This window comes from [Rhizobium] kunmingense (assembly GCF_977018605.1).
The window spans coordinates 229590-246402 of record NZ_CDRNXG010000003.1 but is presented as its reverse complement, the minus strand read 5'-3'; the positions used below and the strand labels follow the sequence as shown (position 1 = coordinate 246402).

The 16813-nt window shown below is 58.6% G+C and carries 15 protein-coding genes and 1 pseudogene; 8 read left to right on the top strand and 8 right to left on the bottom strand.

What is annotated here, in order from left to right:
- The first annotated feature begins 62 nt into the window (after positions 1-62).
- The 5 genes from AC0JZ4_RS25425 (at position 63) to arsH (ending at position 3146) form a co-directional block, all read left to right on the top strand.
- Entirely contained in the window at positions 63-416 is a 354-nt protein-coding gene (locus AC0JZ4_RS25425) for an ArsR/SmtB family transcription factor (protein WP_471889297.1), read from the top strand.
- Positions 410-850 carry an arsenic resistance N-acetyltransferase ArsN2 gene (gene arsN2, locus AC0JZ4_RS25420; RefSeq protein ID WP_471889296.1) on the top strand — a complete coding sequence of 147 codons (441 nt, stop codon included), beginning with the start codon at positions 410-412 and terminating at the stop codon, positions 848-850. Before AC0JZ4_RS25425 ends, arsN2 begins: the two co-directional genes overlap by 7 nt.
- A 106-nt stretch (positions 851-956) precedes the next feature.
- Positions 957-2015 carry an ACR3 family arsenite efflux transporter gene (gene arsB, locus AC0JZ4_RS25415; RefSeq protein WP_471889295.1) on the top strand — a complete coding sequence of 353 codons (1059 nt, stop codon included), beginning with the start codon at positions 957-959 and terminating at the stop codon, positions 2013-2015.
- Positions 2016-2017: 2 nt separating this feature from the next.
- On the top strand, positions 2018-2443 hold the full coding sequence (gene arsC, locus AC0JZ4_RS25410; protein ID WP_471888430.1) for an arsenate reductase (glutaredoxin): 426 nt from the start codon (positions 2018-2020) through the stop codon (positions 2441-2443).
- Positions 2444-2456: 13 nt separating this feature from the next.
- Positions 2457-3146: an arsenical resistance protein ArsH gene (gene arsH, locus AC0JZ4_RS25405; protein WP_471889419.1), complete on the top strand. Its 690-nt coding sequence runs from the start codon at positions 2457-2459 to the stop codon at positions 3144-3146.
- Positions 3147-3150: 4 nt separating this feature from the next.
- Here the strand turns inward: arsH and arsK are convergent, their stop codons facing one another.
- Both arsK and AC0JZ4_RS25395 read right to left on the bottom strand, forming a co-directional pair.
- Positions 3151-4353, bottom strand: a complete 1203-nt coding sequence (arsK, locus tag AC0JZ4_RS25400) for an arsenite efflux MFS transporter ArsK (protein WP_471889294.1) — start codon at positions 4351-4353, stop codon at positions 3151-3153.
- Positions 4346-4705: an ArsR/SmtB family transcription factor gene (locus AC0JZ4_RS25395; RefSeq protein ID WP_471889293.1), complete on the bottom strand. Its 360-nt coding sequence runs from the start codon at positions 4703-4705 to the stop codon at positions 4346-4348. The genes arsK and AC0JZ4_RS25395 overlap by 8 nt, the downstream gene beginning before the upstream one ends.
- Positions 4706-4747: 42 nt before the next feature.
- Between AC0JZ4_RS25395 and AC0JZ4_RS25390 the strand changes: the two genes are divergently transcribed.
- Complete coding sequence (locus tag AC0JZ4_RS25390; protein ID WP_471889292.1) at positions 4748-5263, top strand: DUF6428 family protein; 516 nt, start codon at positions 4748-4750, stop codon at positions 5261-5263.
- Positions 5264-5413: 150 nt separating this feature from the next.
- Here AC0JZ4_RS25390 and AC0JZ4_RS25385 read toward each other — a convergent pair whose 3' ends face one another.
- The 5 genes from AC0JZ4_RS25385 to AC0JZ4_RS25365 form a co-directional block, all read right to left on the bottom strand.
- Positions 5414-6961, bottom strand: a complete 1548-nt coding sequence (locus tag AC0JZ4_RS25385; RefSeq protein WP_471889291.1) for a response regulator — start codon at positions 6959-6961, stop codon at positions 5414-5416.
- Between the two features lies 1 nt (position 6962).
- On the bottom strand, positions 6963-7532 hold the full coding sequence (locus AC0JZ4_RS25380) for a chemotaxis protein CheB (RefSeq protein WP_471889290.1): 570 nt from the start codon (positions 7530-7532) through the stop codon (positions 6963-6965).
- Positions 7529-8362, bottom strand: a complete 834-nt coding sequence (locus AC0JZ4_RS25375; protein ID WP_471889289.1) for a CheR family methyltransferase — start codon at positions 8360-8362, stop codon at positions 7529-7531. The genes AC0JZ4_RS25380 and AC0JZ4_RS25375 overlap by 4 nt, the downstream gene beginning before the upstream one ends.
- A complete protein-coding gene (locus AC0JZ4_RS25370; RefSeq protein ID WP_471889288.1) occupies positions 8359-11793 on the bottom strand; it encodes a response regulator in 3435 nt (1144 codons plus the stop codon). The genes AC0JZ4_RS25375 and AC0JZ4_RS25370 overlap by 4 nt, the downstream gene beginning before the upstream one ends.
- Positions 11794-12497: 704 nt before the next feature.
- Entirely contained in the window at positions 12498-12677 is a 180-nt protein-coding gene (locus tag AC0JZ4_RS25365; protein WP_471889287.1) for a hypothetical protein, read from the bottom strand.
- A gap of 236 nt (positions 12678-12913) precedes the next feature.
- Here AC0JZ4_RS25365 and AC0JZ4_RS25360 point away from each other — a divergent pair.
- Positions 12914-14032, top strand: a pseudogene (locus AC0JZ4_RS25360) (PAS domain-containing protein); the annotation flags it as partial.
- 204 nt (positions 14033-14236) lie between these two features.
- The gene (locus AC0JZ4_RS25355; RefSeq protein WP_471889418.1) at positions 14237-15820 is read left to right on the top strand and encodes an ATP-binding protein; all 1584 of its coding nucleotides are present in this window, start codon (positions 14237-14239) and stop codon (positions 15818-15820) included.
- Between the two features lie 101 nt (positions 15821-15921).
- Here the strand turns inward: AC0JZ4_RS25355 and AC0JZ4_RS25350 are convergent, their stop codons facing one another.
- Positions 15922-16740 (bottom strand): alpha/beta fold hydrolase, encoded by an 819-nt coding sequence (locus AC0JZ4_RS25350; protein ID WP_471889286.1) that lies wholly within the window; start codon positions 16738-16740, stop codon positions 15922-15924.
- Between the last annotated feature and the right edge of the window lie 73 nt (positions 16741-16813).

Below are 16813 nucleotides of genomic sequence, written 5' to 3'. Positions count from 1 at the left end.
AGCTCAACAACGTGTACACCTCCGGCGATTGACAGTTAAAATATATCCATTAATCTGGATATATGGAAAACATATCTGCGATCGCCGCGCTTTCGGCCCTGGCCCAGAACACGAGGCTTGAGACGTTCCGTCTGCTGGTGCGGCACGAACCTGACGGCATTCCAGCAGGTGAACTCGCGCGGGTACTCGACGTCCCGCAAAACACGATGTCGGCGCATCTCGCAACTCTGTCTCGCGCCGGACTGGTCAAGAGCCAGCGTCAAAGCCGATCGATCATCTACCGCGCTGATCTTGATGGTTTTCGCGACCTGACGCTGTTTCTGTTGAAGGACTGCTGTGGCGGCTCGATTGAGCTATGCGCGCCGCTGATCGCAGAGCTGACGCCATGCTGCGAGCCGGGGGCGAAGCTATGTTGAGCGCGATCGCATTGCACGAAGTGGCTGGTAGCGACGCCCGCCTCCGCGGGGCGCTCCGTGCCGCAGATCTTCCGACCGATGATATCGAAGACAAGGGCCGCACCTTCTTCGAAGCGGTATCTGGAGACGGTGAAACGATCGGATATGCCGGTATCGAGCGCTGCGCCGCTGATTACCTGCTGCGATCGGTCGTCGTACTTCCGGCGCACCGGGGTCAAGGCCTGGGACGGCCGATCGTGGAGGCGACCTTGCAAAAAGTTGGAAGCGGAGAGGTCTACCTCGCGACGACAAGCGCCGTACAGTTCTTCTCGACCATGGGGTTTTCGGAGGTGCCGCGGGCCGAAGTGCCGGCCGCTGTGCTTGCGACCCGCCAGCTTTCCTCCATCTGCCCATCGTCGGCGACCATCATGAAGCTCACCAGGCCTCCGGCCTAACACGGACCACGACCATGACTGACAAGACCTACTGCGCGCCGTTCTTCGGCGCTAGCAGTTACGCGCGTTCTATTTTCGCTAGCCCCCGCAAGGGAAAGTCTGCCTGATGTCCACCTTCGAACGATACCTGACCATCTGGGTCTTCCTCTGTATAGCCGTCGGCGTTGCCCTTGGCCACCTGATGCCCGGCGTCTTCCAGATCATCGGCAGCGCCGAGATCGCCAAGGTCAATATCCCCGTCGCGATCCTGATCTGGCTGATGATCATTCCGATGCTGCTGAAGATCGATTTCCGGTCGCTGGCGCAGGTCGGCTCCTATTGGCGCGGGATCGGGGTCACGCTGATCATCAACTGGGCGATCAAGCCGTTTTCGATGGCTTTGCTGGGATGGCTGTTCGTCGGGTGGCTCTTCCGGCCCTATCTGCCGGCGGACCAGATCGACTCCTATATCGCGGGCCTGATCATTCTCGCCGCGGCACCCTGCACGGCCATGGTTTTTGTCTGGTCGAACCTGACGCGGGGCGAGCCGCTGTTCACCCTGTCGCAGGTGGCCCTGAACGACGCGATCATGGTGGTTGCCTTCGCGCCGATCGTCGGCCTGCTGCTCGGCCTGTCGGCCATCACCGTGCCCTGGGCGACGCTTGCCCTGTCGGTCGCGCTCTACATCGTGGTTCCCGTCATCGTCGCCCAGATGCTGCGGAGCTACCTGACGGCCGACGGCACGATGGGCGCACTCGACCGCTTGCTTGCGAAGCTCCAGCCGATGTCGCTCATCGCGCTCCTCGCCACGCTAGTGCTCCTGTTCGCCTTCCAAGGCGAGCAGATCATCGCCCAGCCGGCCATCATAGCGTTGCTGGCCGTGCCGATCCTGATCCAGGTCTATCTGAACTCTGGACTGGCCTATCTTTTGAATCGCATGGCAGGCGAGCGCCATTGCGTCGCCGGGCCGTCAGCGCTCATCGGTGCCAGCAACTTCTTCGAACTTGCGGTTGCCGCCGCCATCAGCCTTTTCGGATTTCAGTCGGGCGCGGCACTCGCCACCGTCGTCGGTGTCCTGATTGAGGTGCCTGTGATGCTGTCGGTCGTCTGGATCGTGAACCGCTCGAAGGGTTGGTATGAGGCATCCCCGGCCGTCTCCCGCAACACCATCACGGAAAGGACCTGACCATGGACGCCACCATCTATCACAATCCGGCCTGCGGCACGTCTCGGAACACGTTGGCGCTGATCCGCGCCGCCGGAATCGAGCCCACCGTCATCGAATACCTGCAAAACCCGCCATCGCGCGAGCAGCTCACGAAGATGATCGCAGATGCCGGCCTTACGGTCCGCAAAGCGATCCGCGAGAAGGGCACGCCCTATGCGGAACTCGGCCTCGACAAGCCGGGCCTGACGGATGAGCAGTTGCTGGACGCGATGATCGCTACCCCGATCCTGATCAACCGGCCGCTCGTCGTCACGCCGCTTGGCACCAGGCTTGCCCGCCCCTCGGAGGTCGTGCTCGACATCCTGCCGGCAGACGCCTTCAAGGGACCGTTCACCAAGGAAGACGGCGAGCAGGTCCTCGACCAGGAAGGAAAGCGCATTGTCTGACACATTTCCCGCAATGCACGACGACCATCTTCAGCCGATCGCGCCAGAATCGCTGCGGCCAGCATTCTCGACGCATAAACCGAGAATCCTGATCCTCTATGGATCTCTTCGGGAAGTGTCTTATAGCCGTCACCTTGCTTTTGAAGTCCGTCGGCTGCTCGAACGCCTCGGATGCGAGGTGCGGATATTCGATCCGGCCGGGCTGCCGCTTCCAGATGAAGCACCCGTCAGCCATCCCAAGGTTCAGGAGCTGCGCGAAGCAACCCAGTGGTCGGAGGGCCAAGTCTGGATCAGCCCGGAGCGCCATGGCGCGATGACAGGCATCATGAAAGCGCAGATCGACTGGATTCCACTGTCGCTCGGCTCCGTCCGCCCCACCCAGGGCAAAACGCTGGCGGTGATGGAGGTTTCCGGCGGCAGCCAGTCTTTTAACGCCGTGAACCAGTTGCGCATTCTCGGCCGCTGGATGCGGATGATCACTATTCCCAATCAGAGCAGCGTTGCGAAGGCGTTTCAGGAATTCGATGCCGATGGCCGGATGAAGCCGTCATCCTATTACGACCGCGTCGTCGATGTCTGCGAGGAACTGGTGAAATTCACTATCCTCACCCGCGATGCCTCGTCCTACCTCACCGACCGCTATAGCGAGCGCAAGGAAGAGGCTGCCGAGCTGGAGAAGCGGGTTTCGCTCAAGTCGATCTGACCGATCAACCCGTCGCGGTGGCAGGCTGCCGGCAGGAGGCGGCCACCGCGACGAATGCCGCGATACTGATCGCCCCGAGGCATGCGTTTGCGACGAGGGCGAAGCTCAGACCGATATTCTCCATGGCCGCCGCGAACACGAAGGGCGCGCCGGCTCCGACCGCCAGGCGGGCGGCGGCCATCTTTCCGGTGATCGCGCCATATCCGTCCGATCCGAACAGATAGAGCGGCAGGCTTCCCTGTGCGATGCTGTTGATGCCGGAACCGAGCCCGAGGCAAATGGCGAAGGCGACCGCACCCGGCAACCAGTTGCCTGTCATCAGCAGGATCAGGACGCCGACGACGATGAGCACGGCCGACAGGACCGCAAGCCCCGGCGGCGACAAGTTCTTCCCAAAAACCATGTTGATCAGACGGCTCAGAACCTGCGCCGGGCCGAACAGCGAGCCGATCACGACGGCTGCGGCGCCCAACCCGATCGATCCCAGCATCGGCACCATATGGGCAAGGATGGCGGCGAGCGTGAAGCCAAGAAGAGCGAACGCAAAGGAAACGATCACCATGGCGCGGCGCCGGGCATGCGGCGGGATCGCGCCGATGATCGTCTCGCGTGTCCGGGTCGTAGCATCGCCTGCCTTCTGTCCGAGGCTTCGGATCCAGAAGTGCAGCGGCATGCAGAGGAACAGGTTCAGCGCCGCAAACACGAGATAGATCTCCCGCCAGGAAAGATAGCCTTTGAGCGTCGCCGAGATCGGCCAGAAGATCGTCGAGGCGAAGCCACCGATCAGTGTCAGATAGGTGATGCTGCGGGAGGCCGTGCGGGGATCGCTCTCGACCAGCGCTGCGAATGCCGCCTGATACTGAACCATGCCGGACGACACTTCGAGGAGGATGATGGCGATGGCGAAGATCGCGACCGAGGGTGACCAGGCGCAGAGGGCGAGCGTCAGCGTAGCAAGGCCCGAGCCGATCGTCATGATCGTCGCGGCGCCGATCCTGTCCATCTGCTTGCCGATATAGGTGGCCGACAGGCCACCGATGAACAGCGACACGGAGAAGACGCCAAAAACTTCCGCCAGCGACAAGCCGAGATCTTCTGCCATGCCGGGGGCGAGGATGCTGAAGCTGTAATAGAGCGTGCCGTAACCGATAATCTGTGTCAGACCGAGAGCCGAGACAAGCCCGGCCGGGATTTTCGAACTACGCAACGACGCCACCCTTGTCGGCCGGGAGGCAGTAGTCTTCGGCACGCTCGACGTTCTCCCTAATCGCCGGATGACCGGCGCAGCAGTCTTCCATCAGGAATTTGACGAGATCGGCGAGCGCCTCATAGCTGGCGCTGTAGATGATCGAGCGGGATTCTCTTCGCTGAGAGATCAACCCCGACCGCTCCAGCTCCTTCAGATGGAAGGACACGTTCGTGGCGGAGACGCCCATGCGCTCGGCGATCACGCCCGCGGCCAAGCCGTCTGGCCCGGCTACTACCAAAGCTCGAACGATGGCGAGGCGCGTCTCCTGGGACAGCGCCGCGAATGAAGAGAGGGCTTGACGTTCATCCATACTTCAATGATCCTTGAACTATTGGATGGAGGGATATCCCACATGAACGCGATCGACAAGACGGTTTCGACCGACATCAGTCTCGGCCATCTTCTGGATGTTCTCGCTGTGGCGCCGGATGCGCCGCTGGTGTTCAGTTATGATGGCAGTCCCGTCCGGCCTGGATATCATGTCACCGAGGTAAAGGCCGGGCAGTTTTCGGCGCTCGATTGCGGCGCCAACCCGGAAGCCTGGTCGGAGATCTTCGTGCAGCTCTGGGATATCGACGAAGATGGTCGGACGCACATGCCGGCCGGCAAGTTCTCGGCGATCATTCGCAAGGTGGCCGACCATGTGCGGCTGGAGCCGACGGCAAGGCTGACGTTCGAGGTTAGCGACGGGGTGCGGCCGATGGCCCTTTACAGCGCGTCTGCACCGCGGCTCGTCGCAGGCACGTTTGACGTGTCCCTTTCAGCTCGGCCGGCGAGCTGCAAGCCGCGAGATCGGTGGCTGGCGGAGGAACAGGCGAAGTCATCCTGCTGCGAGCCGGCCGTCGATGGGTCAGCTTGCTGCGCGTAACTTTGCTCGTTGAGTGGTGACGTGAGCTTCTAGTCGATCCGCAGCGGGTTAAGCTGCTGAGTTTTATCAGATTTCAGTCTTCAGACTAACGGGTCGACGGTTCGATCCCGCTCAAGAGCTGGGAACCCGTCAATCGCTGCTTATCGCTAATTAGAGCGAAAAAGTCGCGAATACTTTTTGCAGTTGTTCGAGCGGGACCGGCTTCGTCAGATGGAAACTGAAGCCTGCCTCTGCGGCCAGTTGCTTGTCGCGGTCTTGACCCCAGCCAGTTTGGGCAATGATTGGTGTTTCTTGGAACTCCGCTTCGCTCCGAAAGGCCTTGCAAACCTCATAGCCATTCATGCCCGGCAGGCCAATATCGAGGAGAATTACGTCAGGATGGTAGTGCTTGGCGGCGTCCAGGGCTTTTCGTCCATCATGGACAGCCTCAAATTCATGACCGATATCCTCGAGCATCATCCCGAGGGTATCAGCGATGATGGGGTTGTCATCGACCACCAGAACCCGGAGTGGTCGAAACGAAGAGGGGGCCTGCCTTGGTTGCTCCGCTTCCTGTGTCTGTACCGGGGCTGGCCTGATGGGAAGCCTGATCGTGAACCGACTGCCGGTCCCAGGCCCAGCGCTGTAAGCGTCAACAGAACCGCCATGCAATTCGACAAGTTGTCGTACTAGGGCGAGACCGATACCGAGACCGCCCTGAGAACGTTGCAGGTGGTCGTCGATCTGGGTGAAGAGCTGGAAGACCTTTGATTGCATATTGTCAGCTATACCAATCCCCGTGTCGGTGACCGATATGATGATGCGCTGACCGTCCGCACGCACGCCAAGAGTGATCTGCCCGCCCGCAGGCGTATACTTTGCGGCGTTATTGAGGAGGTTAGAAACCGCCTGTGACAACCGAACCTCGTCTCCGTCGACCCATAACGGATCTTCCGGCATCTCGATCGTCAGGAGATGACCTTCGCCGTCTATCAGTGGGCGGCTTGCCTCCGTCGCTGATCTGACGATATCAACAATCCTGACCGCCTCCTTCCTCAGCTCGATCTTACCCTGACTGACGCGCGAGACATCGAGCAGCTCGTCAATCAGCCGGACGAGGTGGACCAGTTGCCTGTCCATCATGCCGCGTATGTCGCCAGCTTTGTCCCCATTCGGGTTGCGTTGAAGGAGATCAAGGCCATTGCGTAGGGGGGCCAATGGCGTGCGCAGCTCGTGAGCGAGTGTAGCGAGAAACTCGTTCTTGCGACGATCTGCTTCCTTCAGTGCCTCCGCATGGATTTGGAGTTCGTCGCGTTGTGCGGCAATCTGTTGGCGCTGGCGATAAAGCTCGAAGAATACCTCAGCCTTGCTGCGCAAAACATCTGGCTCAATTGGCTTCTGTATGAAATCAACTGCCCCTGCCTCGTAACCCTGAAACCGCCAACGACTATCAGTGGTGTTGCCGGCGGTCACGAAAATGATCGGCACGCGTCGCGTGCGCTCGTTGCCACGCATTAGCTCGGCGAGCTCAAAACCGTTCAGGCCAGGCATCTGAACGTCAATCAGCGCCAGAGCGACGTCGTTTTCCAGAAGGAGCTCCAGTGCCTGATCGCCCGATCTTGCCTTCAAAAGGGTCAGGCCCTCGCGACGCAGGAGGGCTTCGAGAGAAATGAGGTTCTCTTCGAGATCGTCGACCAAAAGAAACGATACCTGGCTCATTTCAGTCGAACCTCCTCAAATATTTAGAAATGCCGTCCAGTGACATGACCTCGGCATTCGGGCAAAATTTCAAGCCGGCTTCGGGCATAGCCGAAGCGAAGGCCGTCTCTGGATCTTGCACGATAACTCGCCCACCCGCTTTCGCGACGGCGGCCAGGCCTCTTGCGCCGTCCTCGTTGGCGCCAGTCAAAAGTATGGCCGCTACATCTGAACCGTAAACGTCGGCGGCGCTTTCGAATAGGACGTCGATGGAAGGCCTGGAAAACAGAACGGGTTCTTCATAAGTCAGCCCGAGCGTCTCGGTATCCTCCACAAGAAGATGATAATCCGGCGGCGCGAAATAGGCAGTCGCGGGCTTGAGCGGTTCCTTGTCTTCTACCTCAATCACCTGGATCCGGCATTTGGCTCGGAACAGCTCTGCAAGCACGCTCTTTTTGTCCGGCGGGATATGCACGACGACTACGATAGGAGTGCGAAAATCAGCCGGTATCGATGGCAGTATAACGGACAGCGCCTCTAATGCGCCCGCGGAGGCCCCGATCACGATCGCCTTTGGTTTGGCCGGTTTCATATGCCGACCCTCTGATAAATCTTGTCCTCGCGGACAAATTCCTTAAATCCATCCGCATGCTCGGAAAAGCGGAGGCTTTCCTTTGCGCCGATACCCAGAAACCCTTTTCGCGCCAGGGAGTCCTTGAAAAGTCCGACGGCGCGGTCCTGCAGGGGCCGGTCGAAATAGATCATCACGTTGCGGCAGGAGATCAGATGCATCTCGCCGAATACGGCGTCCGTAACCAGGCTGTGGTCGGAAAAAACAACCCGCTCGCGCAGTGACCGGTCGAAAGAGACCCGGCCATAGCCGGCATTGTAGTAATCGGAAAGGGACGATTTGCCGCCCGATTTCCGATGATTTTCCGTGAACAACTGGATCCGGTCGAGGTCGTACACGCCCGCTTCGGCAGCCTGCAACGCATCCTGGTTGATGTCGGTCGCATAGAAGATCGTTCGATCTTCCAGCCCTTCCTCGCGAAACAGGATTGCCATTGAGTAGACTTCCTCGCCACAGCTACAGCCGGCGATCCAGATCTTTAGCGACGAGTAGGTCTTCAAGTGCGGAACGACTATTTCGCGGATTGCGCGGAAATAGCTCGGATCGCGAAACATCTCGCTCACCTGGACCGTGAGATAGCCGAGCAGCCTCGGCAGCATAGTCTCGTCGTGCAGAACCTTCTCCTGCAGCGCGGAGATTGTGGCAAATCCCATCTGTTCGCGAGCCTGTCGCAGGCGACGTTTGATCGACCCCATGGCATAGTTGCGGAAATCGTAGTGGTAGCGGACGTAGAGTGCTTCCAGAAGAAGCCGGATCTCGATGTCCTCGACTTTCTCGAATGTCTCGATCACCGGGGCATCCAGACACGCACGAGCGACAGTAGTTTTTCGACGTCGAGGGGTTTGGCCATATAGTCGTTGGCGCCGGCTTCGATGCAGCGTTGCTGGTCGTCAGGCATGGCCTTGGCCGTCAGCGTGATGATCGGTAGTTTCTTCCAGTCGGAGTTTTTCCGGATAGTGCGTGTTGCGGTCAATCCGTCCATCACCGGCATCATCACGTCCATCAGGACAAGGTCGATCGCTTTGGTCGGATCGCCCTGCGACTGGCCGAGCTTGTCGAGCGCCTCTTGGCCGTTGCGGGCGATCTCGATGACGGCTCCGCGGGGTTCAAGGATGTTCGTCAGCGCGTAGACGTTGCGAACGTCGTCTTCGACAATCAGGATCCGGCGATCCTCCAATAACGCATCCCGGTTGCGCGCTTTACGGATCATCTTCTGTTGTTCATCCGGCAGGTCCGAGACCACCTGATGCAGGAACAAGGACACTTCGTCGAGCAGTCGCTCAGGCGACTTGGCGCCTTTGATAATGATAGACTTCGAATAGCGCCGCAGACGCTGCTCCTCATCCGCCGACAGAACCCTTCCCGTGTAAATGATCACGGGCGGGAAGGAATGGCTGTCGTCGCCGCTGATGGTCTCCAGAAGCGAGTAGCCGGACGCGTCGGGAAGGGTAAGGTCGAGGACCATACAGTCGAACGTCTGCTCTTTGAGCAGCATCAGGCATTCAGCAGCCGTGCCGGCACTGACCGTTTCGACGTCATGCGAGGTCAGGAGTTTCATAACAGCTTCCCGCTGGACCTCGTTGTCCTCGACGATCAGAACGCGTCGTACACCCTGCGAGAGCGTGGCCTCCAGCTTGTGAAGAACTTCGACGAGCTGTTCACGCTGTACTGGCTTCATCATGTAACCGACAGCGCCCAAAGAAAGCGCAGTCTCCGCATAGTCGTCGGCCGACACAATGTGGATCGGGATATGGCGCGTGCGGACATCGGTTTTCAGCCGATCGAGCACCGAGAGCCCAGATTGATCCGGCAATCCGATGTCGAGCACAATGGCGCTCGGCATGTGCTGCTTGGCAAGTTCGAGTGCGTCGTGGGCCGTTCCTGCGACGAGCGCACGAAAACCCATTTCGCGCGCAAGGTCGCGAAGGATAGCAGAAAACGTTTCGTCGTCCTCGATGACCAGCAACGTGCGCTTGCCGTCAGCTGCAGCCGAGCGATCGTCTTCAACGATCCGATGGCGTTCGGGCTGAAGCGCCCGCACCTCTTCGACAACGGGTCGCGGAATCGCTACCGGATCCACGGTACGAATGTCACGGGAAACGACACGCGACGGATCGTACGAGACAGGGATAACAACTGTGAACGTGCTTCCGTGGTTGTGCCGACTGGTCAGGTGGATTGCACCGCCGAGGAGGCGAATAAGCTCCCTGGAGATCGACAGGCCAAGGCCTGTTCCGCCAAAGCGGCGGCTAATCGTACCATCGGCCTGATGGAAGGCTTCGAAGATGCTGCGCTGCTGATCCTCTGCGATGCCAATACCGGTATCGGTTACCGCCAACGCGAGCTGACCGTCGGTGGCGCTGCGAAGCGTGAGAGTAACCTTGCCCTTCTCGGTGAATTTAAAAGCATTCGACAACAGGTTCTTGAGCACCTGCTCGAGACGTTGCGGATCTGTCTCAATGATGGCTGGCGCCTCGGGCGCGATATCGATCTCAAAGCCAAGGCCTTTCGACTTTGACACAGGATCAAAAAGCTGCTTGAGACCGCTAACCAATCTCTCGAGAGAGACGGACTCGGGCCGAATATCAACATGGCCTGCCTCGATCTTCGACAGATCGAGAATGTCGTTGATTAGATTGAGAAGGTCATTGCCGGAAGACTGGATCGTCTGCGCGTACTTGACCTGCTCGGCCGTGAGATTGTCTTCAGGGTTGTCTGCCAGAAGCTTGGCCAGGATCAGGGACGAGTTGAGCGGCGTGCGCAGCTCGTGTGACATGTTGGCAAGAAAGTCCGACTTGTACTGGCTTGCCTGTTCGAGTTCGCGGGCCTTGAGCTGCACCGACGCGTTGACCCTCTCAAGGTCGTCGCGCTGGCCTTCGAGCTGCTGGGCCTGCTCTTCCAGTTGGGAGTTCGTCTGTTCGAGCTCAGCCTGCTGCTGCTCGAGACGTGCCTGCGATTCCTTGAGTGCCCGGCCTTGCTCTTCGAGCTCCTCGTTGGAAACGCGCAATTCTTCGCCCTGAACTTGAAGCTCTTCTGCCTGGCGTTGGGTTTCGCGGAGAAAATTCTGGAGGTCGCTCCGGTATTTCGCCGATCGAACTGCAGTAGCGATCGAGGCTGAGGCCTGATCGAGAAGGCTTAGAACCGAATTATCGACGGGACGCAGGAAACCGAGTTCGATGACGGAATTCACCGCACCATCGACACTTCCAGGAGAGATCATCAAATGGCGTGGCTTGTCGCGTCCAAGCGCCGAACCGAAGGCCAGATAGCCGTCTGGAACGCCCTCGATCAGGATAGGTTTTGCGCCGGTCACCGCTTGTCCCAGTAGACCTTCTTTCGACTTGAAGCGTTCCGGCACGTTCGCACCTTCTGGGACTCCGTAGGTCGCGGCGCGTAGAAAGTCGTCCTCATCCTTGACAAAAATCGCGCCGGCGACGGCGCCGGTGTAACGAGCCAGAAATTGCAGGATGCTGTCACCAAGCTCTTCAGTACGGCGGTCACCGGTGACCGCCGCGTTCAATCCCACTTCTCCAGACTGCAGCCAATCCTGCCGCCGCCGTGAAAGCGTCGCCTGGCGCATCAGCACCCCGATCGCGACCGTCAGAAGCACACCGAGCAGGCCCGCGAGGATACTACTGGCGAACGCGGTCGTATAAGCATCGTCCATTTCCGAAAGACGCTGGATGCGCAGACGGGTCTCTTCCTGTCGCATCGCCGTCAACTGCGCCCGAACCGCGTCCATCTCGGCCTTGCCGCGATCGGAATTGACGACGGCGAGCGCCGCTTCAGCACTCTGGCTCCGCCGCAGGTCGATTGTCTCGCGAAGCTCAGACAGCTTTCCCTCGACACGCGATTTGAGATTGGCGAGCCGTTGCTGCTGAGATGCATTGTCGCTGATCATGCCGGCGATTGCGTCGAGGCGTCTCGGGATCGCGTTGATTGCCGCATTATAGGGTTCGAGATAGCGGTCGCTATTCGTCAGCAGAAAACCACGTTGGCCTGTTTCCGCATCCTGGATGTTGGACAGGAGGTCGGCGAGAGCGACGATCACCTCATGGCTGTGGACGACACGCTCGTTGTTGGAACGCAGTGTCTGGACATTGTACCAGGCGACGGCTGCGCTGATGACGAAAAACGCTAAAGCTCCGATAAGACTGAAGGCAACCGCTGGATCAACGCCTATGGCACGTCGGGTTGGCGTCGGTGTTGTGGACGTCGTCATGAATATCTCGAATGGAGTGCAAATGATTTGAGTACCGAACGCCTAACTGTTGCATCGTTGATAAGCAACGACGCCACTCTAGGGGCGGTCGACTAACACGGATTCACCTCGGAAGTGGTGAAAACAGTTTCGAGCGCCGCCCGCAAGGTACGGACTTTTAGAAAATGCGGCACAGGCATCAAAGCGAACCCGAGCTGGACCAAATAAAATTTTCCCGTAATCCGGGCTCAGGTTTAGCATTCACGGTACCACTCGTTCTGACTGTTCCTCAAATCAGCGCCGTAACGCGCGATGACGATAAGAGTTCCCTGCAGGACGGGGAAAAATTCTTACGCGGTCGGCCCAGCCGAAAATCGATTGTTTCATGGGAGTGTTTTGTACGTGAGCTCGGGTCAACGGGATTCGTTCGAGTTGGATTGAGCTCCACTCCGCGAGTAGGCTTCAGCGTTGCCTTTCTGCCACTGGCCTTTAAGAACGAGGGAGAGGGTCATTAGCATCGCCGCGGCTTATCAGTTGGTTGGGACGAATGGATGTCCGAAGCCCCGTACCGTTCTGCAGCCTACCTGCAAAACGACTGCCTCGACGGTTGATCAACAATGATCATTGCTACCCTGAAAGACCTCGGCTCTGGGGAACTGTCAGCTTTTCGGTATCCGGAAATGATAGTTTGTCGTTCAGTATCCCATCAAGGACAAGCTCGAAATCTAAAGATCGCTGTCCTCGGACCCGTTGCGAACAGCTTTCGTCTTTTCGCCGATGACCTGGTTCTCAGAAGACCGAGATCTCCGGCCTTTACCGCGGCTGGCCAGTTTATCCCGCTTCTTTTCAGCGGCCTGGTTCAGTGCCTGCTGTACCCGGTCAGTTTGTAGCTGATCATCGCTCATTTCTTGCTCCGGATATATTGACGGACCCGACCGCACAGGGGGGCATGATCGAGCCTTGAGTAACGTGGAACCATTCTAAAAAGCAACAGTTCTCGCCGCCTGACCGCTTGGACGCTGACCGACTCCAAGCGTTCTCCTTTCAATCGGCGAAAAATTCGTCTGAGAATTGGAGATCGACGTCGGCGCTCGAGCCGTTTCTGCCCACTTGAAACTTTTCATGTATTAGCAGATTTAGCATGAAGCCATTGATGCGCCTCCTGCGCAGCAGCCACGCGGGGGATCAAGTGACTGACATCGTTGCGAGTGGACAGAACGACGTATTCGAATTCATGCCCGGATTTGTCTGCATCTTGCGGGGACCGGATCATGTCTACGAATACGTGAACGAAGCTTACCGGGAGATCTCGGGGCCGAGAGACTTTGTCGGACACACGGTTCGGGAGGTGTTTCCAGAGCTGGACGGTCAAGGCTTCTACGAGCTGCTCGACCAAGTTTATCAAACAGGCACTCCTTATGCCGCGAGGTCTATTCCTATAAGCCTTGATCGGGCCAATGGCGAACGTTTCATTGACCTGCTCTACAACCCCATCCGCGACGCCGAGGGCCAGATCACCGGCATATTTGTTGGTGGCTACGATACAACCGATGCCAAGCGTGCTGAACAGCGTTGGCAAACACTGGCCGAACTTGGCGAGGTCATCAGGGCCGCTGGCAACTCAAAGGACCTGTCATTCGACGTTGCGTCGGTGCTCGGCGGTGCTCTCGGGGTGAGCCGGGTCGGCTACGGTCACGTCGACGACACCACGGCGACCCTTTACGTCGACCGGGATTATCTTGCCCCAGGCATTACCGACACGCTCGCCGGCGCGACGCAGCTGCTGGAGTATGGCTCATTCGTCGAAAGCTTGCGCCGCAAGGAGTTCGTTGCAATTTCGGACGTGCGCCTAGATGCTCGTACCTACATGGCTGCGGATGCTCTTGAGGCGCGATCGGCCCGTTCCCTCATGAATGTGCCGATTGTGGTCGACGGGAAGCTGGAGGCCATCCTCTTCGTCAACCATGCCGAGGTCAGGCAATGGCACCTGGAAGAAATGCAGCTGCTGCAGGAAGCAGGCCAGCAGATCGCAAGAGCCCATCAGCAGCAGAAGGACGACGCGGCTCGGCAGCTTAGCGAAGAGCGCTATCGGGCGCTTTTCACGGCACTGGAGGACGGATTCTGCATTGTAGAAGTCGATCTGGCTGCATCCACCGACGACGGACAGACGCGGATCGACTACCGCGTTATCGAGGCCAACCCGGCATTCTACAGCCAGACGGGCTTTCCCGAGGTTATCTACAAACAGTGGCTTCGGACGGCCGCACCGACCCTGGAAGAGCATTGGTATGAGACTTATGGAAGTGTCGCGAAAACTGGCCAGCCCACACGTTTCATTCAAGGCTCTGATACCCTTGGTCGGTGGTTCGATGTCTATGCTTTCCCGGCCGCGCAGCCGGGGCAGGTCGCTATCCTGTTCACCGACATTTCCGCCCGCCGGGCCGCCGAGCAGAAACTGCAGCAGTTGAATGAGACGCTGGAAAGCACAGTCCTTGAGCGCACGGCCGAGCTTCGCCAGTTCCGCGACATCGTCGATGCCACGACATCACCGATTTGCGCCTTTGACACAGAGTACAGGCTGATTGCCTTCAATACCGCTCACCAGGACGAATTCCGACGGGTGAACGGGTTCGACACCAAGCTGGGCGACGTCTTTCCCGACCTGTTTGTAGAGGAACAGCGCCCGGTGATGCGGGCCAACATGCAACGTGCCCTCAAGGGCGAGCATTTTACAATAACAAGCGAGTTCGGCCGGCCAGAGTTTGGTACGCCGATGTGGGAAATCAACTACACGCCGCTGCTGGATGAAAGCGGCAACGTTGTCGGGGCCTTTCATCTGGCAGTGGACATTTCCGACCGCCTCCGTGCTGAGCACGAACTGAAAGTGGTCCAAGATGCTTTGCGGCAAAGCCAGAAGATGGAAGCTGTTGGGCAACTCACGGGGGGGCTGGCGCATGACTTCAATAACCTGATCGCCGGGATTAGCGGCAGCCTGGAGATGATGGGCACCCGCTTGGCTCAGGGCAGGATATCAGATCTTGACCGTTATATTACCGGCGCGAGCGGCGCGGCTCGCCGTGCGGCCGGGTTGACACAACGCCTGCTTGCCTTCTCGAGACGGCAAACGCTCGATCCCAAAGTCACCGACATCAATTCGCTGGTCAACGGAATGCTCGAGCTGATTCATCGCAGCGTCGGCCCGGAGATCTCTGTCGAGACAGTCGGTGCGGCGGGACTCTGGCTCAATTTTGTTGACGCGGGGCAACTGGAAAGCGCTCTGCTCAACCTTTGCATCAATGCGCGTGACGCTATGCCCAATGGAGGCAAGATCACCATCGAGACGAGCAATCGATGGATGGACGCCAGTGCGGCCAGGGAAAGAAACCTCGAACCCGGCCAATATACCTCGCTGTGTGTCAGCGACACTGGCACAGGCATGACTGCAGACACAGTCGCGAAGGCTTTCGACCCATTCTTCACGACCAAGCCCATCGGTCAGGGTACAGGCCTTGGCCTGTCGATGGTCTATGGTTTCGCTGGTCAGTCGGGGGGAGCCGTTCGAATATACTCGGAAATCGACCAAGGGACGACGATCGCCATATATTTGCCTCGCCATCACGGCGAAGCGGAAACCAGTGCCGCTGAGCCACTAGCTGAAGATATGCCGCGGTCAGGTGGGGCTCAGACCATACTTCTGGTCGATGACGAACCGCTTATTCGCATGGTGGCGGCAGAAGCGCTGGAAGAGCTCGGATATACGATCATCGAGGCTGGCGATGCCGCATCCGCGTTGAAGATCCTGAAGTCAGATCAATCTTTGAATTTGCTGATCACAGATGTCGGGCTCCCCAATGGCATGAATGGACGCCAACTCGCGGACGCGGCGCGTAACCTTCGCAGGGAACTCGAGGTGTTGTTTATCACAGGATACGCAGAGAATGCCGTGCTGAACCATGGTCACCTTGAAACTGGCATGCATGTCATGACAAAGCCGTTCCAGATGGACGCATTCGCGAGGCGCGTCAGCGACCTGATCTCGCAAGGGTAAGGGCGGCGGACGCATCGCGAAGTTGGCCAGAATGGGCGTGAAGTCGGCGAAATTTGATCCAGCCAAGCCTTTATCGGCCTGGCTGGAATACCCAATTCGGTTCAGGCCAAGAACTCGATCAAATCACGGTTCAGACGCTCTGGCGCGGTCGCGAACAGGCCGTGCGGCTCGCCGTCATATTCAATCAGTGTGGCGGTTGCAATGCCCTTCGCAGCGGCTCGCCCGGACGGCTCAATGGGAACGGTCTTGTCCGATGTGCCGTGGATGACCAGGGTGGGGATCGTGAAGGCTTTCAGATCGCCTCTGAAATCCGTCCGGCCGAACGCGTCGATGCAGTCGATTGTGGCCTTCGGGCTGGCCATCACACCAAGGACGAATGACCAATCGAGCACCCCCTGGCTGACGGGCTTGCTGACGAGGCCGACGCCGTAGAAAGTCTTGGCAAAGCTCTGCAAAAACGCGAAGCGATCTTCGCGGACCTGTTTCTTCATGTCGTCGAAAACGCTGCCATCGACGCCATCAGGATTGGAGTCGTCTTTCAACAGGTACGGCGCAACAGAAGCAACCAACGCGGCTTTCGCCACCTTGGCGGCGCCATGGCGTGACAGGTAACGGGCAATCTCACCACCGCCCATGGAAAAGCCGACCAGATGGACTTTCTGCAGTTCGAGACCATCGATCACTGAGGCGAGGTCATCTGCAAAGACATCGTAATTGTAACCATCGGCAGGATGGCCGGACTGGCCGAACCCGCGGCGGTCGTAGGTGATCACCCTGTAGCCGGCCTCAAGAAGTGCGATCGTCTGATATTCGAACATGTCGCCCGTCAAAGGCCAGCCATGGATGAGCATCACGGGGTGACCTTTTCCCATGTCTTTGACGTGGAGCTGAGTGCCGTCCTTTGCCTCAATAAATGCCATTAGTCTTTCCTCGGTTTCCTGAGGTTGATTAACCGGGGAGGGCGACCATAAGTTCCGCTTCTCAATGTCCTTT

Excerpts from the sequence above, each read along its gene's own strand:
- AC0JZ4_RS25380 (WP_471889290.1), bottom strand. The coding sequence starts at position 7,532 with ATGAAACCGGCCAAACCAAAGGCGATCGTGATCGGGGCCTCCGCGGGC.
- arsB (WP_471889295.1), top strand. The coding sequence starts at position 957 with ATGTCCACCTTCGAACGATACCTGACCATCTGGGTCTTCCTCTGTATA.
- AC0JZ4_RS25385 (WP_471889291.1), bottom strand. The coding sequence starts at position 6,961 with ATGAGCCAGGTATCGTTTCTTTTGGTCGACGATCTCGAAGAGAACCTC.
- AC0JZ4_RS25370 (WP_471889288.1), bottom strand. The coding sequence starts at position 11,793 with ATGACGACGTCCACAACACCGACGCCAACCCGACGTGCCATAGGCGTT.
- arsC (WP_471888430.1), top strand. The coding sequence starts at position 2,018 with ATGGACGCCACCATCTATCACAATCCGGCCTGCGGCACGTCTCGGAAC.
- arsN2 (WP_471889296.1), top strand. The coding sequence starts at position 410 with ATGTTGAGCGCGATCGCATTGCACGAAGTGGCTGGTAGCGACGCCCGC.
- AC0JZ4_RS25390 (WP_471889292.1), top strand. The coding sequence starts at position 4,748 with ATGAACGCGATCGACAAGACGGTTTCGACCGACATCAGTCTCGGCCAT.
- AC0JZ4_RS25395 (WP_471889293.1), bottom strand. The coding sequence starts at position 4,705 with ATGGATGAACGTCAAGCCCTCTCTTCATTCGCGGCGCTGTCCCAGGAG.
- AC0JZ4_RS25350 (WP_471889286.1), bottom strand. The coding sequence starts at position 16,740 with ATGGCATTTATTGAGGCAAAGGACGGCACTCAGCTCCACGTCAAAGAC.
- arsH (WP_471889419.1), top strand. The coding sequence starts at position 2,457 with ATGCACGACGACCATCTTCAGCCGATCGCGCCAGAATCGCTGCGGCCA.
- AC0JZ4_RS25425 (WP_471889297.1), top strand. The coding sequence starts at position 63 with ATGGAAAACATATCTGCGATCGCCGCGCTTTCGGCCCTGGCCCAGAAC.
- AC0JZ4_RS25365 (WP_471889287.1), bottom strand. The coding sequence starts at position 12,677 with ATGAGCGATGATCAGCTACAAACTGACCGGGTACAGCAGGCACTGAAC.